Origin of the sequence: Colwellia sp. RE-S-Sl-9, from assembly GCF_048296855.1 — a bacterium.
Lineage (GTDB): Bacteria > Pseudomonadota > Gammaproteobacteria > Enterobacterales > Alteromonadaceae > Pseudocolwellia.
Genome location: NZ_CP182631.1, coordinates 2,026,981 through 2,051,450, shown reverse-complemented (window position 1 = coordinate 2,051,450; position 24,470 = coordinate 2,026,981). Strand labels below are relative to the sequence as shown.

Sequence of the window (24,470 nt, the reverse complement as noted above, 5' to 3'; positions counted from 1 at the left end):
AAATGAGTGACTATAAGCATACCTTGAATTTGCCGGATACTTCATTTCCAATGAAAGGGAATATGGCAAACCGTGAACCTAATATGTTAAAAGAATGGGCCGAAAAAGACTTGTACGGTAAAATTCGTGCAGCTAAAAAAGGTAAAAAATCATTTATTTTGCATGACGGACCTCCTTATGCAAATGGTGATATTCATTTAGGACACTCAGTAAATAAAATTTTAAAAGACATTATTGTTAAATCTAAAACGCTATCTGATTTCAATTCTCCTTATGTGCCAGGTTGGGACTGTCATGGCTTACCTATTGAGTTAATGGTTGAGAAAAAAGTAGGTAAACCCGGTCATAAAGTCACAGCAGCTCAATTTAGAGAAAAATGTCGTGAATATGCTGTTAAGCAAGTTAATGGTCAAAAAGAAGACTTTAAACGTTTAGGTGTTTTCGCTGATTGGGACAAGCCTTATTTAACGATGGATTTTGGTACTGAAGCTAACATTATTCGAGCTTTAGGCAAAATAGCTGAAAATGGACATTTACAACAAGGTTTTAAACCTGTTCATTGGTGTACAGATTGTGGTTCAGCCTTAGCTGAAGCTGAAGTTGAATATAAAGATAAGCAATCTCCTGCGATAGACGTTAAATTTTTAGTTGAAGATGCGAGTGTTGCCGATAAATTTTCACACCCTGAAAATCATGTAGGTGAAGGTGATATATCTATTGTTATCTGGACAACTACTCCTTGGACTTTACCAGCTAACCGTGCTGTTTCTGTTCACCCTGAAGTTGAATACTCATTAGTACAATGCGAAACAGATTCAGGTAAACAAAGATTAATTTTAGCTACTGATCTTGTACAGTCGTGTATGGATAGATACGGTATTAGTAAATATCATGCACTAGGATTTTGTAAAGGTTCAGACCTTGATTTAGTTTCATTACAACATCCATTTTATGACATTGTTGTTCCTGTAGTATGTGGTGACCATGTTACAACTGATTCAGGTACAGGGTGTGTTCATACAGCGGGTGGTCATGGTGTAGACGATTTCAATGTAAGTAAACAATACAATTTAGAAATTTATAACCCTGTTGGAGCAAATGGTGTTTATCTTGAAGATACTCCTTTATTTGCTGGACAACACGTATTTAAAGCCAATGCTTCTGTAGTTGAAGTACTAACAGAAAAAGGCGCTTTATTACATCACCATGCAATGGAGCATTCTTATCCGCATTGTTGGAGACATAAAACTCCAATAATTTTCCGTGCTACACCTCAGTGGTTTATTAGTATGGATAAGAAAGGACTACGCAAAGAGTCTTTAGGTGAAATAGCAAAAACAAAATGGATCCCTGATTGGGGCCAAAGCCGTATTGAATCTATGGTAGAAGGACGTCCTGATTGGTGCATTTCTCGCCAACGTACATGGGGTGTGCCTATTGCGCTATTTATTCATAAAGATACTGGCGCATTACATCCTCGTAGTATTGAACTAATCGAAGAAGTTGCACTAAAAGTAGAAAAGTCAGGTATCCAAGCATGGTTTGATTTAGAAGCTAAAGAACTGATTGGTGACGACGCGAATGATTTTGTAAAAGTACCAGATACATTAGATGTTTGGTTCGATTCTGGTACAACACATTCAACTGTTATTGATGCACGCGAAGAGTTTGATGATATAGCTGATTTATATCTAGAAGGTTCAGATCAACATAGAGGTTGGTTTATGTCTTCTATGATGTCTTCAGTAGCAATGACAGGTAAAGCACCTTATCGTGAAGTATTAACGCACGGTTTCACTGTTGATGTTAATGGTCACAAAATGTCTAAGTCGTTAGGGAATGTTATAACACCCTCGCAAATTACCGGTAAGTTAGGTGCTGATATTTTAAGATTGTGGGTAGCTTCAGTAAACTATACGCAAGAAATTACAGTATCGGATGAAATATTTAAGCGCCAAGCTGATGCGTATAGACGAATTCGTAATACGTCACGTTTCTTATTAGCGAACCTAAATGGTTTTGAGCCAAAAGAACACTCTGTTGCTTTAGATGACATGGTTGCTTTAGATCGTTGGGTAGTAGGGCAGGCTGCACAACTTCAAGAAGATATTGAAAAAGCTTATAAAGAATATGAATTTCATGTTGTTGTACATAAGCTAATGAACTTCTGTACAACTGAATTAGGTGGTTTCTACCTTGATATTATTAAGGATAGACAGTACACAGCTAAAGGCGATAGCTTGGCTCGTCGTTCATGTCAAACAGCTATGTATTTAATTGCAGAAGCTATGACTCGTTGGATGGCTCCTATTTTATCTTTTACAGCTCAAGAAATCTGGCAAGCTTTACCAACACCAGCTAATACCGTAAGAGATGAATTTGTATTTACTGATGTTTGGTTTGATGGTTTAGCTAAGTTACCTGAAAATTCACGTTTAGGTGATGATTATTGGGCTGAAATTTTATTAATTAAAACAGAAGTTAACAAAGCTTTAGAAGCTGCACGTAAAGATAAAAAAGTAGGTAAAGCTCTTGAAGCCGCAGTAACTATTTATGCCACCGAAAACATTGTGAATAAATTAAAACAATTAGAAGAAGAATTACGCTTTGTTTTAATTACTTCTGCAGCAACCGTTGAACTTGTAACTTCAGCACCTGAAGGAATGATAGAAACAGATGTTGAAGGATTATGGTTATCGGTTACTCCAGCGTCAGGTAGTAAATGTGATCGTTGTTGGCACTTTACTGACGATGTTGGTCAAATAGAAGCTCATCCTGAGTTATGTGGTCGTTGTGTAACTAACGTAGATGGTTTAGGTGAAGAGCGTAAGTTTGCATAAAACTTTTGTATTTACTTACATAATTTATAGTATTTAACAGTACGCAACGTGGTTAAATATAGAAGAGAGATAAGCGTATATTATTTATTAATTTACGCTTATTTTATATTTATACACCTTTAATCATTTAATAAGGTTTAAGTTTTCAATGATAAAAAATGTAATGAATACAGGGTTAAGTTGGTTGTGGTTAACTCTGTTGTGTTTGGTTGTAGATCAAATTACTAAGCATCAAGTTGTTGGTTCTATGGAGCTTTATGAATCAATTCAAGTACTTTCTTTTTTTAGTATTACTTATGTACATAATTTAGGAGCGGCCTTTAGTTTTTTAGCTGATCAAGGTGGATGGCAAAGGTGGTTTTTTACCGCGATAGCAGCTATAGCCAGTATTGTGTTTATTATTTGGTTAGCCAAAACCCCTAAAGATAAAAAGCTATTAAGTATTGCTTTTGCTTTATTATTAAGTGGCGCTTTAGGAAACTTAATTGATAGAGTGCTATTTGGTTATGTTATCGATTTTCTAGATTTTTATATTGGTAATAATCATTGGCCAGCATTTAATGTTGCAGACTCTATGATTTTTATAGGTGCAGCTTTAATGATTTTTGATTCATTTAAAAATAGCGATAAAGACAGCACTACGAGCAAAAAGTAGCAGAAATATTTAGTAGTATAAAAGGCAAATCATGACTAAAGTTATTAATGAAAGTTCTCAAATAATTGTACATATAACAATGAAGCTTGCTGATGGTTCTGCAGCAGATAGCACAAAAGTAAATAATAAACCTGCTAAAATAATTATGGGTGATCAAAGCATTTCTCCAGCATTTGAAGCGAATCTACTGGGTTTAAAAGTTGGAGAATCTAAAGAGTTTACACTTCAGTCTATAGACGCATTTGGTGATAAAAACCCTGATAATATCCATTATGTTGATATCACAAAGTTTGACAGTGAAACACCAGCTAAAGTAGGTAATATTATTACGTTTACACAGCCTGGTGGTGAATTACCGGGTATGATCACCGACGTTTCAGGCTCATCTGTTACTGTCGATTTTAATCACCCATTAGCTGGTCAAGCAGTCACTTTTGTTATTGACGTAGTAGAAATTCAATAGATACGAACAATTAGAGAATACCAATGGAAATTATTTTAGCGAACCCTAGAGGTTTTTGTGCTGGTGTTGACAGAGCAATTAGTATTGTCGATAGAGCATTAGACTTATTCGATGCTCCTATCTATGTACGTCATGAAGTTGTTCATAATAAGTTTGTTGTTAATGGCTTAAAAGAACGTGGTGCTGTTTTTGTTGATGAATTAGATGAAATTCCAGATGATAGTACTGTTATTTTTAGTGCTCATGGTGTTTCTAAAGCTGTTCGCAATAAAGCTAAAGATCGTGGTTTAAAGGTTTTTGATGCAACATGTCCATTAGTGACAAAAGTACATATGGAAGTTTCTCGCGCAAGCCGTAAAAATGTTGAATGTATTCTTATTGGTCATGCTGGACACCCTGAAGTGGAAGGTACAATGGGTCAATATGAAAGTAAAACTGGCGGTATTTACTTAGTTGAATCTGCTTGTGATGTTGAAAAACTAAACGTCAAAAATCCGGACGAACTTTATTTTTGCAGTCAAACAACGTTATCGGTAGATGATACAAGTGATGTTATTGACGCTCTACAAAAGAAATATAAAAATATACAAGGTCCTCGTAAAGATGATATTTGTTACGCAACACAAAATCGTCAAGACGCGGTTCGCTCAATAGCTAATCAAGTTGATCTACTTTTGGTAGTTGGTGCAAAAAATAGCTCTAATTCTAATAGACTCAGAGAGCTTGCTGAAAAAATAGGCACTACCTCTTATTTAATTGATACAGCTGAAGACATAATTCCAAGTTGGATAGACAACATTAATAAAGTAGGTGTAACTGCTGGAGCGTCCGCTCCTGAAATTTTGGTTAATCAGGTCATTGAAAGATTAAAAAGTTATGGTGGTAAAGAGGTTGTAGAGTACCCAGGTAGGGAAGAAAATACAGTGTTTGCAGTTCCACTCGAATTGCGTTAATCTTAAGCTGTTTAAAAATTAAACATGAAATGGGCTTGTGTATATTGTATGTAATATAAGTCTAGGTTTTTATTGTATAAATTGTAAGTAGTCATCACATGGCATATAATGGAATGCTGCTTAAATATGGATATTAAGGTATGAGTTAATGCGGTTCACATTAGTGATTTTTAACACATATGATCTTCTTTTAAAGCTTTTAATCAATGTAATTAAAAGCTTTGGCGCACTATTGCCGCTATCAAAGTCCCCTTTCAATATCCGTATAACTTTTCAGTATTTTAGTAATATAAAATTTTTGATTCTCAAGGAGAATAATTTTGCGGCTTTATAATTCACGACCCTATAAACAGTGTCGGTTTAAAAAAACTTCTTTTATGGGGATGACTTTAATTGAAGTTCTTGTAGCCTTATTTATTTTATCTACAGGAATCTTAGGCGCTGTAGCTATGCAAGCTTCTGCCAAAAAAGGAAGTTTTGATGCTATGCAGCGTTCTATGGCTTCTTCTTTAGCGCAAAATATTATTGAACGTATGCGAGGAAATGATGCAACCGTGGGACTCAATGTACTTGATGGTTATAACGGTACTTATGGTGTTACTCCTCTTACTGCACCAGCAGTCCGTTGTGATACACCAACAGCTTTATGCAACGCCGCTGAACTAACAGCTAACGACTTGTACGAGTGGGAACAAAGCTTAATTGGCGAAGATGTACAAAATTTATCGAAAGGTAATGGTGGCTTAACTGGTGTTGTTGCCTGTATTGAACATGTAAATAATGCTGTCTCAGTTGCTATTAGTTGGGAAGGGCGGGAAGAAACATCAGACGGTGCTAAATTTAATACAACATTTGGAAGCGGATGTGGTACTACAAGTACTAAACGTAGACAAATTGTCGTAGATGCATTTATTTTTTAGAGGCTTATATGATTAAAAAACAAAATGGATTTACACTTTTAGAAATTTTTGTAGCTTTAGCTATAGGGTTAGTATTGATTGGCGGGGTGTTAAGTGTTTTTGTAGGAATGAAAACCACCACGCAAGAAACTTCAAGCATAGGAGAGCTGCAAGAAAATGGACGTTTTGCTGTTACTATATTAACTGATGACTTACTACGACAAAATTTTTGGGGAGATTTACAATTAAGTTTTTCGTCTGATGTATATTCAGGGGTAGATCTCCCACCTGTCATTGGCGATTGTATAGGAGGAGGACAAAATAATAGCAGCTTTCCACAAGGTAATCTTTTTCATTTTAGAACGCTTTGGGCTGCTAATGTAACAGCTGCGACTATACTTGGTGGCTGTATAAATAATGCAGTACCTGGTTCAGATGTTTTGCAAATAAAAAGAGTACTCGCTCGTCCCATTTTACCAGGAGCGATTGATAATGAACGTTATTATTTGAACGCAGGTTATACTCAAGCTACTTTATTTCCAGGAAGCGCCGCGGCAATTCCTTTTGTTAGTAACAATTCACGCATTTGGGAATATCAGCATCATATTTATTATATTCGAAATGATCGCATTGGCACTACCGCTAATTTTGTTCCTGTGTTGATGCAAGGGCGATTACAAAATACAGCTACACCAATATCTTTTAACTTATTAGTTGAAGGTATTGAACGTGTTCATTATATGTTTGGTGTAGATACTGATGGGGATGACGTCGTTAATGGTTATATGGCACCAGCTGATATGATTGGAGATTATTGGGATAATACTAATAATACAAAAATTTTAGCTGTAAAATTTTATGTTTTAGTTAGATCTATTAGAGCAGACCCTAATTATGAGAATAATAATACATATCAAATGGGGGATACTGTATTTAATGCGGGTGGCGATAATTTTAGGCGTTTATTATTTAGTTCAACTGTTACATTATATAATCAAGGGATAACCGAATGGCAATAAAAAAATTTAATCAATCTGGCGTAGTTTTAATTGTATCCCTTGTTTTTTTAGTTGCTTTAACTGCCGTTGCTGCGGCACTAATGCAAAATACGACAACGGATGTTAAAATGGCAGGTGCAAGTCAAGAAAAATCAATAGTTACACAAGAAACTATTAGTGAAATGGATAGGATTATTTTTAATGAACAACGTCGAGTTAATGGACCAAATATATTTGTGGAACTGAATACCCCTACACCTATATTATCCGTGACAAAACCTTCGATAACTACAGCTATAGCATCGCCAGACAATCTACTTTCTCTTGCGCCATCTTGCCCACGTGTTAAACCCGCATCTTCAGACGCTCAGTGTCGAATGTCAAATGTTGTGGTTAGTAGAACATATGGAAGAAACAATAACCATGTCATTCAAGTTAATGCCGGCATTGCTCAAGAATTATCACTAGGATATTAATATGAAAAAATATATTTTATTATCGGCCTTAATATTTAGTTCCTTATATGCCTATAGCGAAGATATAGAATTATATGTAGGGAATGCTAATTTACGTGCCCAAACAAAACCACAAGTATTATTAATTGTTGATACTTCAGGTAGTATGACGGGATCTCAAACAATTAAAACACCTTATAACCCAGCTAAAACATATAAAACTCTTGGGTCATATTCTGGTAAAGGCGATAAATATTTGTACTATGTCGTAGGGACACCAACATCTTTACCTTCTGTTGATTCTCCAACTGAAAAAAGACGATTTTTGGCAAGTATTAATAATTGTTCTACCGCTGTTTCTCGACTTAATAAAGTTGGCTTTTATACTGGTCGTATAAAAGAATATACATTTCAAGGTAACTCTGGCAGTTGGCAAGATATTCCTGATAGTGATGGAACATCCATTTCGATAATTGATTGTGAAGATGATATTAGCCTAGATTTAGAGCACATAAAAAATAGTACAACGGTTGAACATAATAGTAATAAAGTCAACGGTAGTGTTACATTTGGATACCCAATTGATGGTTTAGGAACTGTTGCTTCCCCCGTATATTACGATACGGATATTACTAAAGTAGATGCTTCATGGGGAGGGGATGTTGTTACTATTTATACTGATAACTACCTAAGATGGGAGCAAGGCACAAAGTATAGTAATGGTGCTGATATAGGTACTACAAATACGACAAGAATTGCAATTGCTCAGCGAACCTTAACAAATTTAATTGACTCAATCCCATCAGTTCAATTTGGTCTTGAAGTTTATAATTTTAATAGGTATTCCGATAGTAATCAAAGTAATTCTCATGGCGGAAGAATTGCTTTTGGTATACAAGAAATGACGGCTACAGCCAAAAAGTCATTACTTTCTATAATTGAAAATGATTTACATGCTTCTGGCTGGACACCTTTGTGTGAGTCTTATTATGAAGCTTATCGCTATTTTGCAGGCTTGCCTGTTAAATATGGTTCACAAGATGAAAATGGCTTTAATGGTGTAAAATACCATAATAAGACCTTGCCAGATCGAGACAAGAGCATTGAAAGTGGTGGAAACTATATCGCACCATATAAAGGTTGTAGTAATGAAGTTTTTGTGATTTTAATTACAGATGGTGAACCCACAAATGATAAAGCATCAGATGGCTTGGTTAAAGCATTACACGCGGGAGCTACACCTTCTTCAACAGCGGTAGATGTTGATAATAACTATTTACCAGCACTTGCTGAATATGTTCATAGCAATGATATTAATGCTAGCCTCCCCGGAACTCAAATAGCAACTTTGTATACCGTAGGCTTTAGTGAAGGAGCAAGTGCTGCAACTAAATTATTAGAAGCAGCAGCAACTAAAGGAGGGGGCGAATATTATGATGCGACAGACCCTACTAAATTAGGTTCAGCTTTACAAAAGGCCTTGAGTTCAATTTTAGCTGTAAATACTACTTTTACAGCTCCATCAGTTGCTACTAATAGTTTTGATAGAACTGAGTCCCTTGATTCGGCTTATTATGGGATGTTTATTCCTAATAATGGTGCTAGATGGAAAGGCAATCTTAAAAAATTAAAAATTAAAGATGATAAACAGGTTGATAGGGAAGGTAATTCAGCAGTAGATGCTTCAGGTAGTATCATCGATACCGCTAAAACTTACTGGCAAAGTTCAGCAACACCAGATGGTAACAATGTAAATGCTGGAGGCGTTGTTGGTATGTTTAGTGCTAAAACTAAAAATTCAAGAAAGGTATATAGTGATATTGGCACATCAAATATACTGACATCGTTAACATATGACAACCTTGAAACTGCGGCAGGAAGTGCGGTTAATGTACAGTCTTTAATGGGAGTTACAGATACTATTGAAGCGAAAGAATATTTAAATTGGGCTTTAGGTCTTGATGTTGATGATGCAGATAAAGACGGTGATAAAGATGATTACCGACCTGATTTGTTTGGTGATCCGTTACATTCAAAACCTGTTACGGTTAATTATGGCGGTAGTAAGTCTAATCCTGATATTCGTATTCTTGTTGGAACTAATTCTGGTGTATTACATATGTTTAAAGACAGTGGAGCTACTGTTGATGAATCATGGGCATTTATGCCTCAGAAATTTTTTCCAGAAATAAAAACATTACGCGATAATTTACCTGCTTCCAGTAAAGTATATGGAATTGATGGGCGCATAACTACACATTTAATTGATGCTGATTTAGACGGTTCAATCAGTTCGACTGGAGATAAAGCATGGATCTTTTTTGGATTACGAAGAGGTGGATCTTCATATTATGCTTTAGATATAACAGATCCTGATACTCCTAAGCTTATGTGGGAAATTAAAGCAAATACTGGTGACTTTAAAGAATTAGGTCAAACATGGTCTCAACCTCAAGTCACTTATTCAGCATTAAATATCTCAGGTGGAAAAGCAAAACCTGTATTAATATTTGGCGCTGGTTACTCTATTGCAAAAGATATTACTGGACCTGGTACTCCTGATAGCGTAGGCCGAGGTATATATATGATAGATGCTGAGTCAGGTGCTTTATTATGGAGTGTAACACCAGCAGCTACTACAGGTAAGAATACACAGTTTACTGGTTTTACTGATAGTATCCCTTCACGTATTGGTATATTAGATAGTGATGGTGATGGTTTAGTCGATAGGTTGTACACTGGTGATACTGGGGGAAATGTATTTAGAATCGATATGCCTGGTGATAATCCTTTTAGTAGCACTACTCCTTGGACCGCTTTTAAATTAGCTGAGTTAGGTGGAACGACAAATGTAGATGATAGACGCTTTTTTGATGCTCCCTCTATTGTAAGAACATTTTTTACTGATACTTATGAAAGCACAATAGGTACAACAACTATTATTACCAGTAAGGAAACGCCATATGAGGCTGTATTATTGGGAAGTGGGGATAGATCAACCCCTTCATCAACAGATACAAATGATGAGTTTTTTATGATCCAAGATGAAAATATTATTACTCAATCTTTTGTGGCTGGGGCCGTTGCACCTGCTAAAGATATTCCTACTGTAATAACATATAATGACTTAGCTGATTTTACTTCTGACCCATATGGTTCTCTAACTACAACCGCTGATATTAAAGCACTTGATCTAATTGTAAGTCAAAAATCTGGTTGGCGCTATAACTACGAATCTGCAGGAGAAAAAAGTACTGCAGGAGCTATAGTTCTTAAAGGCGTTGCTTATTTTACTTCTTTTACTCCAGCTGGAACTAATTCGTGTTCTTTGGTAAATGGTGAAGGTGCATTATATGCTGTAGATTTATACAAAGGTACAAAGTTTTTCAGTTGGAAAAAAATAGTCACAACCACAACTATGCCCGATACTCCTACGCCTTATATTCCTCATGTTGATGTAACTAGCGTACCTCCAGGATCTCCACCCGGTTCAGACAGTCCTACGATAAGACTTCTGACTGGTAGCGGAGAAGGTGAGGGAACTAATCCAGGAGTTATTAATACTGGCGTTGGGCCATCAATATATCGTACTTATCAATATATAACAGAGTAGCTATAATGATAATTAAAAATCAAATAGGAATGACTTTGATCGAGCTATTGATTGCCGTAGCTATTGTTGGGATATTAGGAGCTGTCGCTTATCCATCTTATGTTGAGTATGTTAGTCAATCTAATCGTAGTGAGGCCCAAAGAGAATTATTGCGTATAGCAAATAAGATGGAACAATATTTTGTTGATACCCGAAGGTATACTGCAGATATGAAGCTTTTAGGTTTACCTGCAGATCCTTTTATTACTGAATCAGGTAATTACAGTATTGATACTTCAGCACAAACAAATACTACTTATACGTTAACAGCTACGGCAAGAGGGGCGCAAGCTACAAGGGACAACGATTGTACGACATTAAATATATCTGAAACAGGTCAAAAAACAGCTAAAACAGCTACATGTTGGGAAAAATAATATGAAATCATTTAATAAGCTAATAGTATTATTCTTTTTTGTAATTATCTCAAATATAGCTTTGAGTAATACATCAGATAATAAAAATCATTTTAAAAACCTTAAAAAGGTTTCCCTAAAATGTGACATTTTATATATGGGAGGAGTAAGGGATATTCATTATCATTATGACTTACCAATAAAATTACGAGGTACATTTGAGGCTGATCTTCTTAATATACCTTCTAAAAATAAAATATACAGAGTTAATCAATGTGTTGAAATAGACAAGAAGTTCAACGATGAAATCGCAAATAAATTAGATGAAGAATCTAAAACCCAAGGATAAAAATATCAATGTAAGAGGTTCATTATATATTTTAATGTAATTGTGTTAAATTTCACCTAAACGTTGGGGGAAAATTAAAGTTAAGAGTTAGACTTTTGAAAAGCTAGCTCTTAACTTAAACTATTTAATAATCCCAGGGCGAGCATCGAATAAGAATTCGTTATAGTTTGTTTTTAATAAACGCAAAAACAATAATATTAAGTTGATAATCCTCCAAAAAAGTAATAAATATCAAATTAGGTTTTAAGCCACAAATTATATACAGGTGATTGTATTATTATCGCGATCCTCGTCAACTCCATCATTGTTATTATCTTGGCTAATATAGGCTCTACCGGAAGCTGAGATTATAATTCCTCGAGATGCATCAGTAACGCCATTAGGGCAATAACTAAATGTATCTCCAGCAGTACTTGTTGTTAGATTGCCCAATGCATTGTAAGTTAAGAATGCACCACCGGAGTATTGAAATTTATCATTATTATTCAATGCTGACTTTACTCTTATTATTTCGTCTGAAGGTAAGTCTAAGCTGCTATCGTTACTAGTATTTATAAAAACGCTAATTTCCTTAGTCCAATCATTTGTGCATGTATTAGCAACTAGAGGGCAAATAACAACGTTTTGACCTGAATTCACAGAAGCGTTTCTTGCTATAAGCAACAGGCGATGTAATTCTGTAATTTGGTTGTCTACCCGCATATTAACAACAAATGTATTTAAACTTGGTAAGGCAATCATTGCTACTATACTAATAACAGCTATACCAACTAAAAGCTCAACCAGTGTAAAAGCTTTTTGTTTAATGTTTATTATTTTAGTACGCATAAGATCTCATTTATCAACAGCAAAGACCTATTTATAACATTTTACTGATAACCTATCTAGCTATGAGTTTAACCTATTTACAAACAATTAAGTTACCACTTCTGTTTCTGTCTAAACCATCATTTTTATAATTTGAGGTTTCATAAACCCGTCCAGCTCGAGAAACGATAAGACCTCTATTTTTATCTTTATCGTCTTTGGGGCAATATTTGAAGGTTGCATTACCTCCCCATATAGCTAAATGTCCTGTAGGACCATATACTAAAGCTGTTCTATCTTTACCATATTGAAGCTTATCATTCTTATCAATAGGTTCTTTTATTTTTAGAATAAACTCATCTTTTGAAGGTTCAAATTTTTTATTCTTGTTATGATCACTAAATACACTTAACGTTAAGTGCCAATTAGTAGTACAAACATTTGAATTGTTTAGTGGGCAAATCGTGATATAGGTATTAGAGTTAACCGCGGTGTTTTTAGTAAATACTAACATTTTATGTAAGCTAGATATTTCACGGTCAACTCGCATTTTAACCGTGAAATTCGCCATTGATGGCATGCCTATAGTGAGGAGTAACATCAAAATGGTCATTGATGTGAGTAATTCAAGTAATGTAAAGCCGTAGTGTTTATTCATTTCAACTATCCTTAGTCGTTTATATTTTTTGTTGGTTTAATGAACAATTATAAAACAATACAGATAGTATATTTTTTATATGAAAATGTAAACTAGTTGTAAATTGTTGGTATTGCGGCTCGTTTATGTTGAGTTTTTAAATAGATATTAATGATCATCTCTTCTATTTTTGAGTCGGTAAGTTTTCCTTCTAAAAAATCATCTAGTTGATCGTATGATACCCCTAATGCATCTTCATCTTTTTTACCTGGAGATAATTCTTCTAAATCCGCTGTTGGTGCTTTTTCTATTAATTGTGTTGGTGCTCCTAAAGTTTGCGCAACTTGTCGAACTTGACGTTTAGATAATCCAAATAGAGGGGCTAAATCACAGGCACCATCACCCCACTTAGTAAAAAAACCAGTAATATTTTCAGCTGAATGGTCTGTTCCTAGTACTAAACCACCTAATATGCCAGCTACGTTATACTGCATTACCATCCTAGTTCGTGCTTTTACATTACCTTTTGAAAAGTCTTTTTGTGCGTCTGAAGCATTTAAGAGGTTATTGTCTGATAATGCTTTGAGTGTTTCTTCATGTATGCCGTTTGCACCATTTAAAATGTTAGTACAAATACTATGCGATGGTTTAATAAAGCTTAATGCAAGTTGCGCGTCTTCTTCATCTGCTTGAATATCGTAAGGTAATCTGATTGCGACAAATTGATAGTTATTACCTTCGTTTTCAGTATTAAGTTCATCTACAGCTAACTGGGCTAATTTTCCGCATGTTGATGAATCAACTCCACCGCTAATACCAAGCACTAAAGTTTTTAATCCAGAGTTAATTAACTGTTGTTTTATAAAATCTACTCGGCGGGTAATTTCATATTGAGTATCAATAGCGGGTAAAACTTTCATTTCGTTAATAATGAATTGAGGATCCATGTACTTTCCTTAACGGTAATTAAATGTTTATTTTATTTGAAGGATTATATTCTTCGGTAGATAATAAGGTAAGTGTATCAAAATTTTTAACACTATTAGCATTAAGAATACGCTATTTATTGAATTTTTTGATTGATGTTGTGAATTGTGTACAATGAATTTAACTTTTTGAAAATGGAACCGATGATGAAGAAAATAGAAGCGATTATTAAACCGTTTAAATTAGACGATGTGAGAGAAGCATTAGGTGAAATAGGTGTTACGGGTATGACGGTTTCTGAAGTTAAAGGCTTTGGTCGTCAAAAAGGACATACTGAGCTTTATCGTGGAGCTGAGTATATGGTCGATTTCTTACCAAAAGTAAAAATTGAACTTATTATTGCTTCTGAAGATGTAGAACGTTGCATTGAGGCAATAATGTCAACAGCGCAAACAGGAAAAATTGGTGACGGTAAAATATTCGTAACTGATGTAGAGCGTATTATCCGTATACGAACAGGCGAAGAAGACGCGTCAGCTATATAAGTGAAAGACTGAAATATATCAAAGCACTAACATTGAATTAGTGCTTTGATAATTTATCTTATTTTAATAATCTATTATCAGGGAAGTTGGCAGCTAAAACTTGTTTAGCGTTATTCTTAAGATCTTCCAGTCCTAGTTTATCGTAACATTCAATCATAACTTCTAATGCTTCTTCAACATGCTCACTTGGAGAATAGTATTCAATGATGTATCTCCCTCTATTGGCAGCAGAAGCCCATGCGTCTCTTTTTAAATAAAAATGTGCAACAGATAATTCATATCGAGCTAATCGATCTTTTATATCAATCATACGTTTTCTAGAGTCGGCAGCATATCGACTTTCAGGAAAGTCTGTAATTATTCTCTTAAACCCGTCGAAAGCATCTCTAGATGCCGTAGGGTCTCGATCTGCACGGTCAATTCCTACCAGATCTTGAAATAAATTTTCTTCTGTTGATAAATTAATTAATGCTTTCATATAGTAAACATAATCAACATTAGGGTGTGTAGGGTTTAATTTTAAAAATCTATCTGCTAACGCTATCCCTTGATCTGCATTACCACTTTTGTAATAAGCGTAAATTAAATCTATTTGTACTTGATGAGATATTGGCCCAAATGGAAAACGGGCGTCTATTGCTGATAGTAATTGAATAGCTTTTTGAAATAAGCCATCATCGAGCGCTTTACGCGCGTCTGAAAATAAAGTTTGGGCTGACTTGTTAGGTACATTGTCAATATTGACATTATCAGATGAAGAACACCCTATTAAACTTAAACTAAGTGCGGTCAGTAGTACTTTTATTGATATTTTTTCCATAGATTTAAAAATCACAACGTTGGTTTAACTAAAGTTAATGTGGATTCATTTAAGTGAAACATGATTACCTCAATAAAGGCAACATTCATATTTATTTAATGAAGTTGGTTTCATCCCATCACACAAACAGGTAAAATATTCCAAGCATTCTAACCTAGCAAACATTCCTTGCACAGCACTAAAACTTATTTAGTTTGCTTGGTAAAATTAAAGAGAACTTAATGGCCGAAAAAATTCAACACAATGGTATAGTCCCTGAATCTTGTTTAGGTAAACGTTTGGACCAAACAATTGCAGAAATGTTTCCTGATTATTCAAGAACAAGGTTAAAAGACTGGATTTTAGCCGGACATGTTTGTGTAAATAACCAAGTAATACAAGTGGCTAGAGAGAAAATGTATGGTGGGGAAAATATTTCCATTGATACTGAAATTGAAGCCGAAGAAAGGTTTGAAGCTCAAGATTTACCATTAAATATTGTTTACGAAGATGATGATATTTTAGTTATTAATAAACCAGCTGGTTTTGTTGTTCATCCCGGAGCAGGTAATCCTGATGGTACCGTATTAAACGCTTTGTTACATTATTGTCCACAAGTTGAAATTGTTCCTAGAGCAGGGATTGTTCATCGTTTAGATAAAGACACTACGGGATTAATGGTTGTTGCTAAAACTATTGCAGCGCAAACAAATTTAGTTGAGTCGTTACAAGCTAGAGAAATAACACGTGAATATGAAGCAATCGCCACTGGAATTATGACTGCTGGCGGAGTTGTTGATCAACCTATTGGTAGACATTCAACTAAGCGCACACATATGGCTGTTACTTTTTCAGGTAGACCTTCAGTAACTCATTATAGAGTCATGGAAAAGTTTAGACTTCATACAAGGTTGCGTTTACGTTTGGAAACAGGTCGAACTCATCAAATTAGAGTACATATGGCTCATATAACACATCCACTAGTTGGTGATCCTGTTTATGGTGGAAGACCTAGACCTCCTAAAAATGCCACCGAAGCATTACGTGATATGTTAAGAGGTTTTCATCGACAAGCATTACATGCTGCTATGTTATCTTTGTTTCATCCTATTACAGGCGAACAAATGACGTGGCATGCTGATGTTCCTGCAGATATGGTGAAATTAACAGATCTGTTACGAGAAGATACAAAGCTACATTCTATTGAACCGTACTAATTCATTTTTTAACCATGTGATTTGGCCAGTACAAAATGTAGTGGCCTTTACTACAACTATTCATCATCCAAACCAATTAGAATATTTATCAGCATACGGAAATTTTAATTTAGGACTACATGTTGGAGATGAAGAAAATATAGTCTTAAGTCATAGACGGCTTTTACTTGACTATTTACCTGCTAACACCTCTATTCAATGGTTAGATCAAGTTCACGGTAATAATGTAGAAGTTATCAAGCAAGAATCTGAACCACATATCGCTGATGCTTCAACTACTCAGCAACGTCATATAGCGCTTGCTATTATGACGGCGGATTGTTTACCTATTATAATTTCATCATTAGATGGTAGTGATATAGCCGCTATTCATGGTGGCTGGAAACCTCTTTCAAAAAATATCATCCAACACACTATTCAAAAAATGAAAACACCAGCGAATGAGCTTTATGTTTGGTTAGGCCCTTGTATTGGGCCTGAAAAGTTTGAAGTAGGGGAAGATGTTTATGGTATTTTTATGGATCAACATAATGAATTTTCTCGTGCTTTTACATCTGTGGATCCTCAAGAACATAAAAATAAGTATTTAGCTAATTTACAACTTATAGCTGAGATTCAACTTAAACACTTAGGTGTTAATCATATTTATTCGCTACCACATTGCACCTTTTCTATGAAAGACAACTACTATTCATACCGACGTGATAATAAAACTGGCCGTATGGCTACTATTATTTGTCGAGCTTAGTTTAATTAAACTACATTATTGTTCTTGATCAATAGTTCGTTTGAATTTGATTGAAATATTCCTATTTGCCCTTATTAATAGGGTATAGAAACTTATAATCATTGAAACGATTTATATTCGTTGTGAGATTAGAGATTCCATTGAAGTTTATTTTGTTCAATTACTTTATTTACAAAGGTGTGCCATGCGCTTAGATCGATTTACTCAAACATTTCAAGAAGCTATTTCTGATGCTCAGTCACTTGCTTTAGGTAAAGATCATCAATTTATTGAACCTCTTCATTTAATGATGGCTTTATTAAATCAAAATAATAGTAGCGTCATTCCTTTATTAAAAAGTGCAGGCGTTAATGTTCATAGTCTACGTAACCAAATAGATGCAGCACTTGCTAATTTAGCACAAGTTACAGGAACAGGTGGCGATCTTCAGCTTTCACCATCAATGGCTAATATGTTCAATTTATGTGATAAATATGCCCAAAAATTGGGTGATAAATTTATATCGTCGGACGTTTTTGTTTTGGCTGCTATTGAAGATAAAGGCGCTTTAGGCAAAATATTAACCTCGCTTGGGGCTAATAAAACGAGAATTGATCAAGCTATAGAGCACGTAAGAGGTGGAGAATCGGTTGATAATCAAAATGCGGAAGATGTTCGACAAGCGTTAAATAAATATACCGTAGATCTAACAGAAAGAGCTGAGCAAGGAAAACTTGATCCCGTTATTGGTCGAGATGATGAAATAAGAAGAACAATACAAGTTTTGCAACGCCGAACTAAAAATAATCCTGTACTCATTGGTGAGCCAGGCGTAGGTAAAACGGCTATCGTTGAAGGTTTAGCACAACGAATTATTGATAATGCCGTACCAGAAGGTATCAGAAATAAAAGAGTTTTATCTTTAGATATGGGAGCTTTAGTTGCAGGAGCTAAATATAGAGGCGAATTTGAAGAACGTTTAAAAGCAGTATTAAACGAGCTAGCTAAAGAAGAAGGGCAGGTTATCCTTTTTATTGATGAACTACATACCATGGTAGGTGCTGGTAAATCTGACGGTGCTATGGACGCTGGTAATATGCTTAAACCCGCATTAGCTCGAGGTGATTTACACTGTGTAGGAGCAACAACACTGGATGAGTACCGTCAATACATTGAAAAAGATGCTGCTTTAGAGCGCCGTTTTCAAAAAGTGTTAGTGGATGAGCCTAGTGTTGAAGACACTATTGCCATACTGCGCGGTTTAAAAGAGCGTTACGAATTACACCATAATGTTGAAATTACTGATCCTGCTATTGTTGCAGCTGCTACTTTATCTTATCGATATATTAGCGACCGCCAATTACCCGATAAAGCAATCGACTTAATAGATGAGGCTGCTTCAAGTATTCGTTTGCAAATGGATTCAAAACCAGAAGATTTAGATCGATTAGAACGTAGACTCATTCAATTGAAATTAGAAGAAAGGGCGTTAGTCAAAGAGTCAGATGCAGCTTCAGTAAAGCGTTTAGAAAACATTGTACAAGAAATATCAATAATGCAAACGCAATATGATGAATTAGATGAAGTATGGACTACCGAAAAAGCTGCGTTACACGGAACACAAGCTATAAAAACAGATTTAGAGCAAGCCAGACTTTCTCTTGAAGCTGCAACACGTGCTGGCGATTTAAATAAAATGTCTGAATTGCACCATGGTACAATTCCTGAGTTAGAGAGACAACTTGATTTAGCAAGCCAGGCGGAAATGCAAGAAATGACATTATTAAAAAATAAAGTCACGGAAACTGAAATTGCAGACGTTCTGAGTAAAGCAACAGGGATCCCTGTATCTAAAATGTTACAAGGTGAACGCGATAAACTGTTAAACATGGAAGAGAGTCTCCATCAAAACGTTATAGGACAAAATGAAGCGGTTTCATCAGTTTCTAATGCAATAAGAAGATCAAGAGCAGGATTAGCAGATCCAAATCAGCCGATAGGATCATTCTTATTTTTAGGTCCTACAGGTGTAGGCAAAACTGAATTAACTAAGGCTTTAGCTAACTTTTTGTTTGATAGTGAAGATTCTTTAATAAGAATAGATATGTCAGAGTTTATGGAGAAACATTCTGTTGCTCGCTTAATAGGGGCTCCTCCAGGTTATGTAGGGTATGAAGAAGGAGGGTATTTAACTGAAGCTGTTCGTCGTAAACCTTATTCAGTTATTTTGTTAGATGAAATTGAAAAAGCACATAACGATGTGTTTAATATCTTATTACAAGTACTCGATGACGGGCGGTTAACTGATGGGCAAGGCAGGACTGTCGACTTTAAGAATACCGTTATTATTATGACCTCTAATATTGGCTCTGATGTTATACAGAAATTAAGCTCCGAAAAGCAATATGAATTAATGAAAAGTCAAGTAATGGAAGAAGTCCATCAGTACTTTAAACCCGAGTTTGTAAATCGTATTGATGAGTCAGTTGTTTTTCATTCGTTAGAAACAAGCCAAATTGAGAAAATTGCAGGAATACAAATTCAATCATTGGCTAAGCGTTTAAAAGATAAAGATATAACATTAACTATCTCTGATGAGGCGTTACATTATATAGGTAAGGTAGGCTTTGACCATTTATTTGGTGCGAGGCCTTTAAAAAGAGTTATTCAACAAGAAATTGAAAATCCACTGGCTCAGGCTCTCTTGTCAGGTGAAGTTACACCTGATAGTTCTATCCGTATAGCACTAGAACAAGATAAGTTAGTATTTAAATTTAATTAAAATATTTGCTCCTATAATATATTTTTTATTATAGGAGCTATTTTATTATTTCTTGTTGGATGAGTTAGTACAGTAAACTTCAATTCGTTTTTTATTAATTGCTATTTGTTCCGCTTGTTTTTCTTCATCTAAAATTTGAGTTTCACCATTAGCATCAACAAAGCGTACACGAGAAAAGTCGGTTAGTGTTGCTAAGTTATTTTTAGCTTCTTCACACTTTCCTGCAGTATCAAGTAGTTTGTTTTTTGATGTTTGTTCTTCTTTTTTATCTTTTTCTAATGAGGCTACATTAGATTCTGAAGGTGAGGTGTTATTTTTTATATTTGGAATATTAGATTTAGCCATTACTATTTCAGTAAAGTCACCAGTTTTGGGCTGGTTTTGGCTGAAGTGAGCCACATTGTTTTCATCTACCCATCTATATATAACTACATCATCAGCAATGACATTGAAACTAAAAGCAAGTAATAAGACTTTTGATAAACATTTCATTTTAAAAACTCTTTATTTTTTTAAGCTTATTTTAGTAAATTATATGGCTTATCTACTAACTTAAGTTATTTAATATATGAATTTATAACAATACCTACTTATTATTCAAACATTTTATAGCTTTTTACCTGAATAAACTCAAATACGCTATCGTAGTTAATTATAGTTATGCTAAATTCACGTAAACATTTCGTATAAAAGAACGGCTTTAAAATGACACAAAATTCTTCAAATGGAAAAAATCCAAATAAAGGGATTTACCTTCTTCCAAATCTATTAACAACAGCTGGCTTATTTTTTGGCTTTTTTGCAATTGTTTCTTCAATGAATGGACATTTTGAAAGTGCGGCTATCGCAATATTCGTGGCAATGGTTTTCGATGGTTTAGATGGTCGTGTTGCTAGAATGACAAATACACAAAGTGAGTTTGGAGCTGAATACGACAGCATGGCTGATATGGTTTCATTTGGAATAGCCCCCGGGTTAGTTGTTTATAACTGGGCTTTAGCTGATTTTGGAAAGTTTGGTTGGCTAGCTGCTTTTGTTTTTGTAGCGAGTGCCGCATTAAGGTTAGCTCGATTTAACACACAGGTTGGTGTGGCAGACAAACGATATTTTCAAGGATTAGCGAGCCCAGCAGCAGCGGGTGTAGTAGCTAGTATAGTGTGGGTAGGAACATCTTATCAAGTCGTTGGTAATGATTATGGTTATTTAATGGGGGTTATTACTATTGTGACGGGGTTATTAATGGTGAGTAACTTTAGATATAGTAGTTTTAAAGATGTTGACTGGAAAGGTAGAGTTAATTTTGTAGTTGTACTACTCATAGTCCTCGCTTTTATCATCGTTGCTTCTAGTCCTGAAAATGTATTACTGATTATATTTGTTATTTACGCTTTTTCTGGCCCATTTACTACAATTCGTGGAGTAAGGAAGCTTAAATTAGAACATGTTGTTGGTGATGATAAAGATGCAGACTTCAAAGAGTGCGCAGATGAAGTTGAAAAAGAGTCCTCTGATAAATAGATTATAACGGTATTAATGAACAAGAAGTTACTTTGGATGGGGGGACTTTTTTTAGTCTTTATCAATAGTGTTTTTATTTTTTACTGCTAGAGATTCTAAACAGGTAAATATTAATTAAAACATTTAAGGTTTAGATTCGGCTCTATTATTTAAGGTTAAACCATCAAAGTACATATAATCAGCCGTTAACATTAAAAAAAGACAGCCGTTAACATAAAAAAAAGAAAACAGTTAACGTATATCAAGTCATGTATACCACTGATAAATAGCTCTTTAAATACACTAAATGTTGGTAAATAACACAATAAAACCAACGTCTGTGTGAAAATCCAACAAACAGAAAGTTTTTTCAAAATAAGTGTTGACGTCACCTCAAAAATCTCTAAAATGCGCTCCACTTCTTCAGGGAAACCCAGAGAAGGTAAGTATAGGAAATACTGAGTTCACAGAATAAGGACAGCGAAGTGGACGTTTTGATAGGTTTAGTTAGGCTTAATTGACGAATTAAACGAAAGATAACTTTTAAAATCTTTTAAAAAGAATTTCAAAAAGTTGTTGACATCAAAACTGAGGCGCGTAGAATGCGCATCTCGCTTTAGGCAAGGCCTGCAGCAAAAGAGCTTAACGAATGCGATTAACCTCTTGCTTCTTTTATAAAAAGAAGCCTTTCTTTAAAAATTAGTTATCATGCAATTTGTGTGAACACTCACATTAAGATTGATTTTACATAGTCGGTTTTATGCGTTAGGTAGTTTACTACTTAATAAATAGAAAAGACGTAAAACAGCTTATGTTGATGTCACACAAAAAAGTATAATTTAATCTTTGATTAGATTGTACGTTTTATGTAGTTACTGACTTCGGTTGGTAACACGACAGAATTCATTGAGCAGCATCGCAAGATGCACAAACGATTTATAATTGAAGAGTTTGATCATGGCTCAGATTGAACGCTGGCGGCAGGCTTAACACATGCAAGTCGAGCGGAAACGAGAATAGCTTGCTATTCGGCGTCGAGCGGCGGACGGGTGAGTAATGCTTGGGAATATGCCTAATGGTGGGGGACAACAGTTGGAAACGACTGCTAATACCGCATAATGTCTACGGACCAAAGGAGGGGATTCTTCGGAACCTTTCGCCATTTGATTAGCCCAAGTGAGATTAGCTAGTTGGTAAGGTAAAGGCTTACCAAGGCGACGATCTCTAGCTGGTTTGAGAGGATGATCAGCCACACTGGGACTGAGACACGGCCCAGACTCCTACGGGAGGCAGCAGTGGGGAATATTGCACAATGGGCGAAAGCCTGATGCAGCCATGCCGCGTGTGTGAAGAAGGCCTTCGGGTTGTAAAGCACTTTCAGCGAGGAGGAAAGGGTGTAGACTAATACTCTGCATCTGTGACGTTACTCGCAGAAGAAGCACCGGCTAACTTCGTGCCAGCAGCCGCGGTAATACGAGGGGTGCAAGCGTTAATCGGAATTACTGGGCGTAAAGCGTGCGTAGGTGGTTTGTTAAGCAAGATGTGAAAGCCCCGGGCTCAACCTGGGAACTGCATTTTGAACTGGCAAGCTAGAGTATTGTAGAGGGTAGTGGAATTTCCAGTGTAGCGGTGAAATGCGTAGAGATTGGAAGGAACATCAGTGGCGAAGGCGGCTACCTGGACAAATACTGACACTGAGGCACGAAAGCGTGGGGAGCAAACAGGATTAGATACCCTGGTAGTCCACGCCGTAAACGATGTCAACTAGCCGTCTGTAGACTTGATCTGTGGGTGGCGTAGCTAACGCGCTAAGTTGACCGCCTGGGGAGTACGGCCGCAAGGTTAAAACTCAAATGAATTGACGGGGGCCCGCACAAGCGGTGGAGCATGTGGTTTAATTCGATGCAACGCGAAGAACCTTACCATCCCTTGACATCCTACTAAGTTACCAGAGATGGTTTCGTGCCTTCGGGAAAGTAGTGACAGGTGCTGCATGGCTGTCGTCAGCTCGTGTTGTGAAATGTTGGGTTAAGTCCCGCAACGAGCGCAACCCCTATCCTTATTTGCTAGCGCGTAATGGCGAGAACTCTAAGGAGACTGCCGGTGATAAACCGGAGGAAGGTGGGGACGACGTCAAGTCATCATGGCCCTTACGGGATGGGCTACACACGTGCTACAATGGCAAGTACAGAGGGCAGCAATACCGCGAGGTGGAGCGAATCCCACAAAGCTTGTCGTAGTCCGGATTGGAGTCTGCAACTCGACTCCATGAAGTCGGAATCGCTAGTAATCGTAGATCAGAATGCTACGGTGAATACGTTCCCGGGCCTTGTACACACCGCCCGTCACACCATGGGAGTGGGTTGCAAAAGAAGTGGCTAGTTTAACCTTCGGGAGGACGGTCACCACTTTGTGATTCATGACTGGGGTGAAGTCGTAACAAGGTAACCCTAGGGGAACCTGGGGTTGGATCACCTCCTTATCTTGAAGTAAAACGTTTTAATGGGTATAAGATTTATTTAGGTCGATTATTTGCCATCCGTGGCTAATCGACACAGGTACATCCTGTACCAAGAGTGTTCACACAAATTGCCTGATAACGAAATAGAAGAAGTGCACACCTCATAAAAAATATGGGGCTATAGCTCAGCTGGGAGAGCGCCTGCCTTGCACGCAGGAGGTCAGCAGTTCGATCCTGCTTAGCTCCACCACTTTTTCTTCAAAAGAAAGAGACCAAACTTAACTTGTTCTAAGTGAACACATTAAGTTTGGTTTTTTACCGGAAACGTTCCGTACGTTTCTCGGGTTTTCCTCCATCCGTGGAGGTCAAACCAAAATTTTAGCCGAATGCGTGCTGAGATTAAGTTCTTTAACAATCTGGAAAGCTGATATAAATACCGGTATTTATATAG

Annotated in this window: 20 protein-coding genes, 1 tRNA gene and 1 rRNA gene; 17 read left to right on the top strand and 5 right to left on the bottom strand. The window is 36.1% G+C overall.

What is annotated here, in order from left to right:
- The first annotated feature begins 2 nt into the window (after positions 1 to 2).
- From ileS to ACM9HF_RS08700, 10 genes are all read left to right on the top strand, one after another.
- A complete protein-coding gene (gene ileS, locus ACM9HF_RS08745; RefSeq protein WP_473617452.1) occupies positions 3 to 2,840 on the top strand; it encodes an isoleucine--tRNA ligase in 2,838 nt (945 codons plus the stop codon).
- Between the two features lie 148 nt (positions 2,841 to 2,988).
- On the top strand, positions 2,989 to 3,495 hold the full coding sequence (gene lspA / locus ACM9HF_RS08740) for a signal peptidase II (protein ID WP_473617448.1): 507 nt from the start codon (positions 2,989 to 2,991) through the stop codon (positions 3,493 to 3,495).
- Between the two features lie 31 nt (positions 3,496 to 3,526).
- Positions 3,527 to 3,958 (top strand): FKBP-type peptidyl-prolyl cis-trans isomerase, encoded by a 432-nt coding sequence (gene fkpB, locus ACM9HF_RS08735; RefSeq protein ID WP_076420188.1) that lies wholly within the window; start codon positions 3,527 to 3,529, stop codon positions 3,956 to 3,958.
- Between the two features lie 23 nt (positions 3,959 to 3,981).
- Positions 3,982 to 4,911, top strand: coding sequence for a 4-hydroxy-3-methylbut-2-enyl diphosphate reductase (ispH, locus tag ACM9HF_RS08730; RefSeq protein WP_473617443.1), 930 nt, complete (start codon positions 3,982 to 3,984; stop codon positions 4,909 to 4,911).
- Positions 4,912 to 5,288: 377 nt separating this feature from the next.
- On the top strand, positions 5,289 to 5,831 hold the full coding sequence (gene pilV / locus ACM9HF_RS08725) for a type IV pilus modification protein PilV (RefSeq protein ID WP_473617440.1): 543 nt from the start codon (positions 5,289 to 5,291) through the stop codon (positions 5,829 to 5,831).
- 8 nt (positions 5,832 to 5,839) lie between these two features.
- The gene (locus ACM9HF_RS08720; RefSeq protein ID WP_473617437.1) at positions 5,840 to 6,829 is read left to right on the top strand and encodes a PilW family protein; all 990 of its coding nucleotides are present in this window, start codon (positions 5,840 to 5,842) and stop codon (positions 6,827 to 6,829) included.
- The gene (locus ACM9HF_RS08715) at positions 6,820 to 7,284 is read left to right on the top strand and encodes a PilX N-terminal domain-containing pilus assembly protein (protein ID WP_473617435.1); all 465 of its coding nucleotides are present in this window, start codon (positions 6,820 to 6,822) and stop codon (positions 7,282 to 7,284) included. Before ACM9HF_RS08720 ends, ACM9HF_RS08715 begins: the two co-directional genes overlap by 10 nt.
- Before the next feature lies 1 nt (position 7,285).
- Positions 7,286 to 10,876 carry a pilus assembly protein gene (locus tag ACM9HF_RS08710; RefSeq protein WP_473617431.1) on the top strand — a complete coding sequence of 1,197 codons (3,591 nt, stop codon included), beginning with the start codon at positions 7,286 to 7,288 and terminating at the stop codon, positions 10,874 to 10,876.
- A 5-nt stretch (positions 10,877 to 10,881) separates the two neighbouring features.
- A complete protein-coding gene (locus ACM9HF_RS08705) occupies positions 10,882 to 11,292 on the top strand; it encodes a type IV pilin protein (protein WP_473617427.1) in 411 nt (136 codons plus the stop codon).
- 1 nt (position 11,293) lies between these two features.
- Positions 11,294 to 11,620 (top strand): hypothetical protein, encoded by a 327-nt coding sequence (locus ACM9HF_RS08700; protein ID WP_473617424.1) that lies wholly within the window; start codon positions 11,294 to 11,296, stop codon positions 11,618 to 11,620.
- Positions 11,621 to 11,875: 255 nt separating this feature from the next.
- On the opposite strand, the gene ACM9HF_RS08695 is transcribed toward ACM9HF_RS08700, so the two are convergent.
- The 3 genes from ACM9HF_RS08695 to nadE all read right to left on the bottom strand — a co-directional run bounded on the left by ACM9HF_RS08695 (position 11,876) and on the right by nadE (position 14,011).
- On the bottom strand, positions 11,876 to 12,448 hold the full coding sequence (locus tag ACM9HF_RS08695; RefSeq protein ID WP_473617421.1) for a GspH/FimT family pseudopilin: 573 nt from the start codon (positions 12,446 to 12,448) through the stop codon (positions 11,876 to 11,878).
- A gap of 73 nt (positions 12,449 to 12,521) precedes the next feature.
- Positions 12,522 to 13,085 carry a GspH/FimT family pseudopilin gene (locus tag ACM9HF_RS08690; protein WP_473617418.1) on the bottom strand — a complete coding sequence of 188 codons (564 nt, stop codon included), beginning with the start codon at positions 13,083 to 13,085 and terminating at the stop codon, positions 12,522 to 12,524.
- Between the two features lie 92 nt (positions 13,086 to 13,177).
- Entirely contained in the window at positions 13,178 to 14,011 is an 834-nt protein-coding gene (nadE, locus tag ACM9HF_RS08685) for an NAD(+) synthase (protein WP_473617415.1), read from the bottom strand.
- Between the two features lie 186 nt (positions 14,012 to 14,197).
- On the opposite strand from nadE, the gene glnB reads away from it, so the two are divergent.
- Entirely contained in the window at positions 14,198 to 14,536 is a 339-nt protein-coding gene (gene glnB, locus ACM9HF_RS08680) for a nitrogen regulatory protein P-II (protein ID WP_076421106.1), read from the top strand.
- A 58-nt stretch (positions 14,537 to 14,594) separates the two neighbouring features.
- On the opposite strand, the gene ACM9HF_RS08675 is transcribed toward glnB, so the two are convergent.
- Entirely contained in the window at positions 14,595 to 15,356 is a 762-nt protein-coding gene (locus ACM9HF_RS08675; protein ID WP_473617411.1) for an outer membrane protein assembly factor BamD, read from the bottom strand.
- A gap of 221 nt (positions 15,357 to 15,577) precedes the next feature.
- Between ACM9HF_RS08675 and rluD the strand changes: the two genes are divergently transcribed.
- The 3 genes from rluD to clpB all read left to right on the top strand — a co-directional run bounded on the left by rluD (position 15,578) and on the right by clpB (position 20,061).
- Positions 15,578 to 16,552 (top strand): 23S rRNA pseudouridine(1911/1915/1917) synthase RluD, encoded by a 975-nt coding sequence (rluD, locus tag ACM9HF_RS08670; protein ID WP_077341230.1) that lies wholly within the window; start codon positions 15,578 to 15,580, stop codon positions 16,550 to 16,552.
- Positions 16,539 to 17,300 carry a peptidoglycan editing factor PgeF gene (gene pgeF, locus ACM9HF_RS08665; RefSeq protein WP_473617406.1) on the top strand — a complete coding sequence of 254 codons (762 nt, stop codon included), beginning with the start codon at positions 16,539 to 16,541 and terminating at the stop codon, positions 17,298 to 17,300. Before rluD ends, pgeF begins: the two co-directional genes overlap by 14 nt.
- Positions 17,301 to 17,484: 184 nt before the next feature.
- On the top strand, positions 17,485 to 20,061 hold the full coding sequence (clpB, locus tag ACM9HF_RS08660; protein ID WP_473617403.1) for an ATP-dependent chaperone ClpB: 2,577 nt from the start codon (positions 17,485 to 17,487) through the stop codon (positions 20,059 to 20,061).
- Positions 20,062 to 20,106: 45 nt separating this feature from the next.
- Here clpB and ACM9HF_RS08655 read toward each other — a convergent pair whose 3' ends face one another.
- Complete coding sequence (locus tag ACM9HF_RS08655; RefSeq protein ID WP_473617400.1) at positions 20,107 to 20,553, bottom strand: DUF4124 domain-containing protein; 447 nt, start codon at positions 20,551 to 20,553, stop codon at positions 20,107 to 20,109.
- A gap of 213 nt (positions 20,554 to 20,766) precedes the next feature.
- On the opposite strand from ACM9HF_RS08655, the gene pssA reads away from it, so the two are divergent.
- The 3 genes from pssA to ACM9HF_RS08640 all read left to right on the top strand — a co-directional run bounded on the left by pssA (position 20,767) and on the right by ACM9HF_RS08640 (position 24,269).
- A complete protein-coding gene (pssA, locus tag ACM9HF_RS08650) occupies positions 20,767 to 21,579 on the top strand; it encodes a CDP-diacylglycerol--serine O-phosphatidyltransferase (RefSeq protein ID WP_473617399.1) in 813 nt (270 codons plus the stop codon).
- Positions 21,580 to 22,497: 918 nt separating this feature from the next.
- A 16S ribosomal RNA gene (locus tag ACM9HF_RS08645) occupies positions 22,498 to 24,040 on the top strand.
- A 153-nt stretch (positions 24,041 to 24,193) separates the two neighbouring features.
- A tRNA-Ala gene (locus ACM9HF_RS08640) sits at positions 24,194 to 24,269 on the top strand.
- Positions 24,270 to 24,470 lie beyond the last annotated feature (201 nt).

What these genes read in the sequence shown, in the direction of transcription:
- ileS (WP_473617452.1), top strand. Translation starts at nt 3, where the DNA reads ATGAGTGACTATAAGCATACCTTGAATTTGCCGGATACTTCATTTCCA.
- lspA (WP_473617448.1), top strand. Translation starts at nt 2,989, where the DNA reads ATGATAAAAAATGTAATGAATACAGGGTTAAGTTGGTTGTGGTTAACT.
- fkpB (WP_076420188.1), top strand. Translation starts at nt 3,527, where the DNA reads ATGACTAAAGTTATTAATGAAAGTTCTCAAATAATTGTACATATAACA.
- ispH (WP_473617443.1), top strand. Translation starts at nt 3,982, where the DNA reads ATGGAAATTATTTTAGCGAACCCTAGAGGTTTTTGTGCTGGTGTTGAC.
- pilV (WP_473617440.1), top strand. Translation starts at nt 5,289, where the DNA reads ATGGGGATGACTTTAATTGAAGTTCTTGTAGCCTTATTTATTTTATCT.
- ACM9HF_RS08720 (WP_473617437.1), top strand. Translation starts at nt 5,840, where the DNA reads ATGATTAAAAAACAAAATGGATTTACACTTTTAGAAATTTTTGTAGCT.
- ACM9HF_RS08715 (WP_473617435.1), top strand. Translation starts at nt 6,820, where the DNA reads ATGGCAATAAAAAAATTTAATCAATCTGGCGTAGTTTTAATTGTATCC.
- ACM9HF_RS08710 (WP_473617431.1), top strand. Translation starts at nt 7,286, where the DNA reads ATGAAAAAATATATTTTATTATCGGCCTTAATATTTAGTTCCTTATAT.
- ACM9HF_RS08705 (WP_473617427.1), top strand. Translation starts at nt 10,882, where the DNA reads ATGATAATTAAAAATCAAATAGGAATGACTTTGATCGAGCTATTGATT.
- ACM9HF_RS08700 (WP_473617424.1), top strand. Translation starts at nt 11,294, where the DNA reads ATGAAATCATTTAATAAGCTAATAGTATTATTCTTTTTTGTAATTATC.
- ACM9HF_RS08695 (WP_473617421.1), bottom strand. Translation starts at nt 12,448, where the DNA reads ATGCGTACTAAAATAATAAACATTAAACAAAAAGCTTTTACACTGGTT.
- ACM9HF_RS08690 (WP_473617418.1), bottom strand. Translation starts at nt 13,085, where the DNA reads ATGAATAAACACTACGGCTTTACATTACTTGAATTACTCACATCAATG.
- nadE (WP_473617415.1), bottom strand. Translation starts at nt 14,011, where the DNA reads ATGGATCCTCAATTCATTATTAACGAAATGAAAGTTTTACCCGCTATT.
- glnB (WP_076421106.1), top strand. Translation starts at nt 14,198, where the DNA reads ATGAAGAAAATAGAAGCGATTATTAAACCGTTTAAATTAGACGATGTG.
- ACM9HF_RS08675 (WP_473617411.1), bottom strand. Translation starts at nt 15,356, where the DNA reads ATGGAAAAAATATCAATAAAAGTACTACTGACCGCACTTAGTTTAAGT.
- rluD (WP_077341230.1), top strand. Translation starts at nt 15,578, where the DNA reads ATGGCCGAAAAAATTCAACACAATGGTATAGTCCCTGAATCTTGTTTA.
- clpB (WP_473617403.1), top strand. Translation starts at nt 17,485, where the DNA reads ATGCGCTTAGATCGATTTACTCAAACATTTCAAGAAGCTATTTCTGAT.
- ACM9HF_RS08655 (WP_473617400.1), bottom strand. Translation starts at nt 20,553, where the DNA reads ATGAAATGTTTATCAAAAGTCTTATTACTTGCTTTTAGTTTCAATGTC.
- pssA (WP_473617399.1), top strand. Translation starts at nt 20,767, where the DNA reads ATGACACAAAATTCTTCAAATGGAAAAAATCCAAATAAAGGGATTTAC.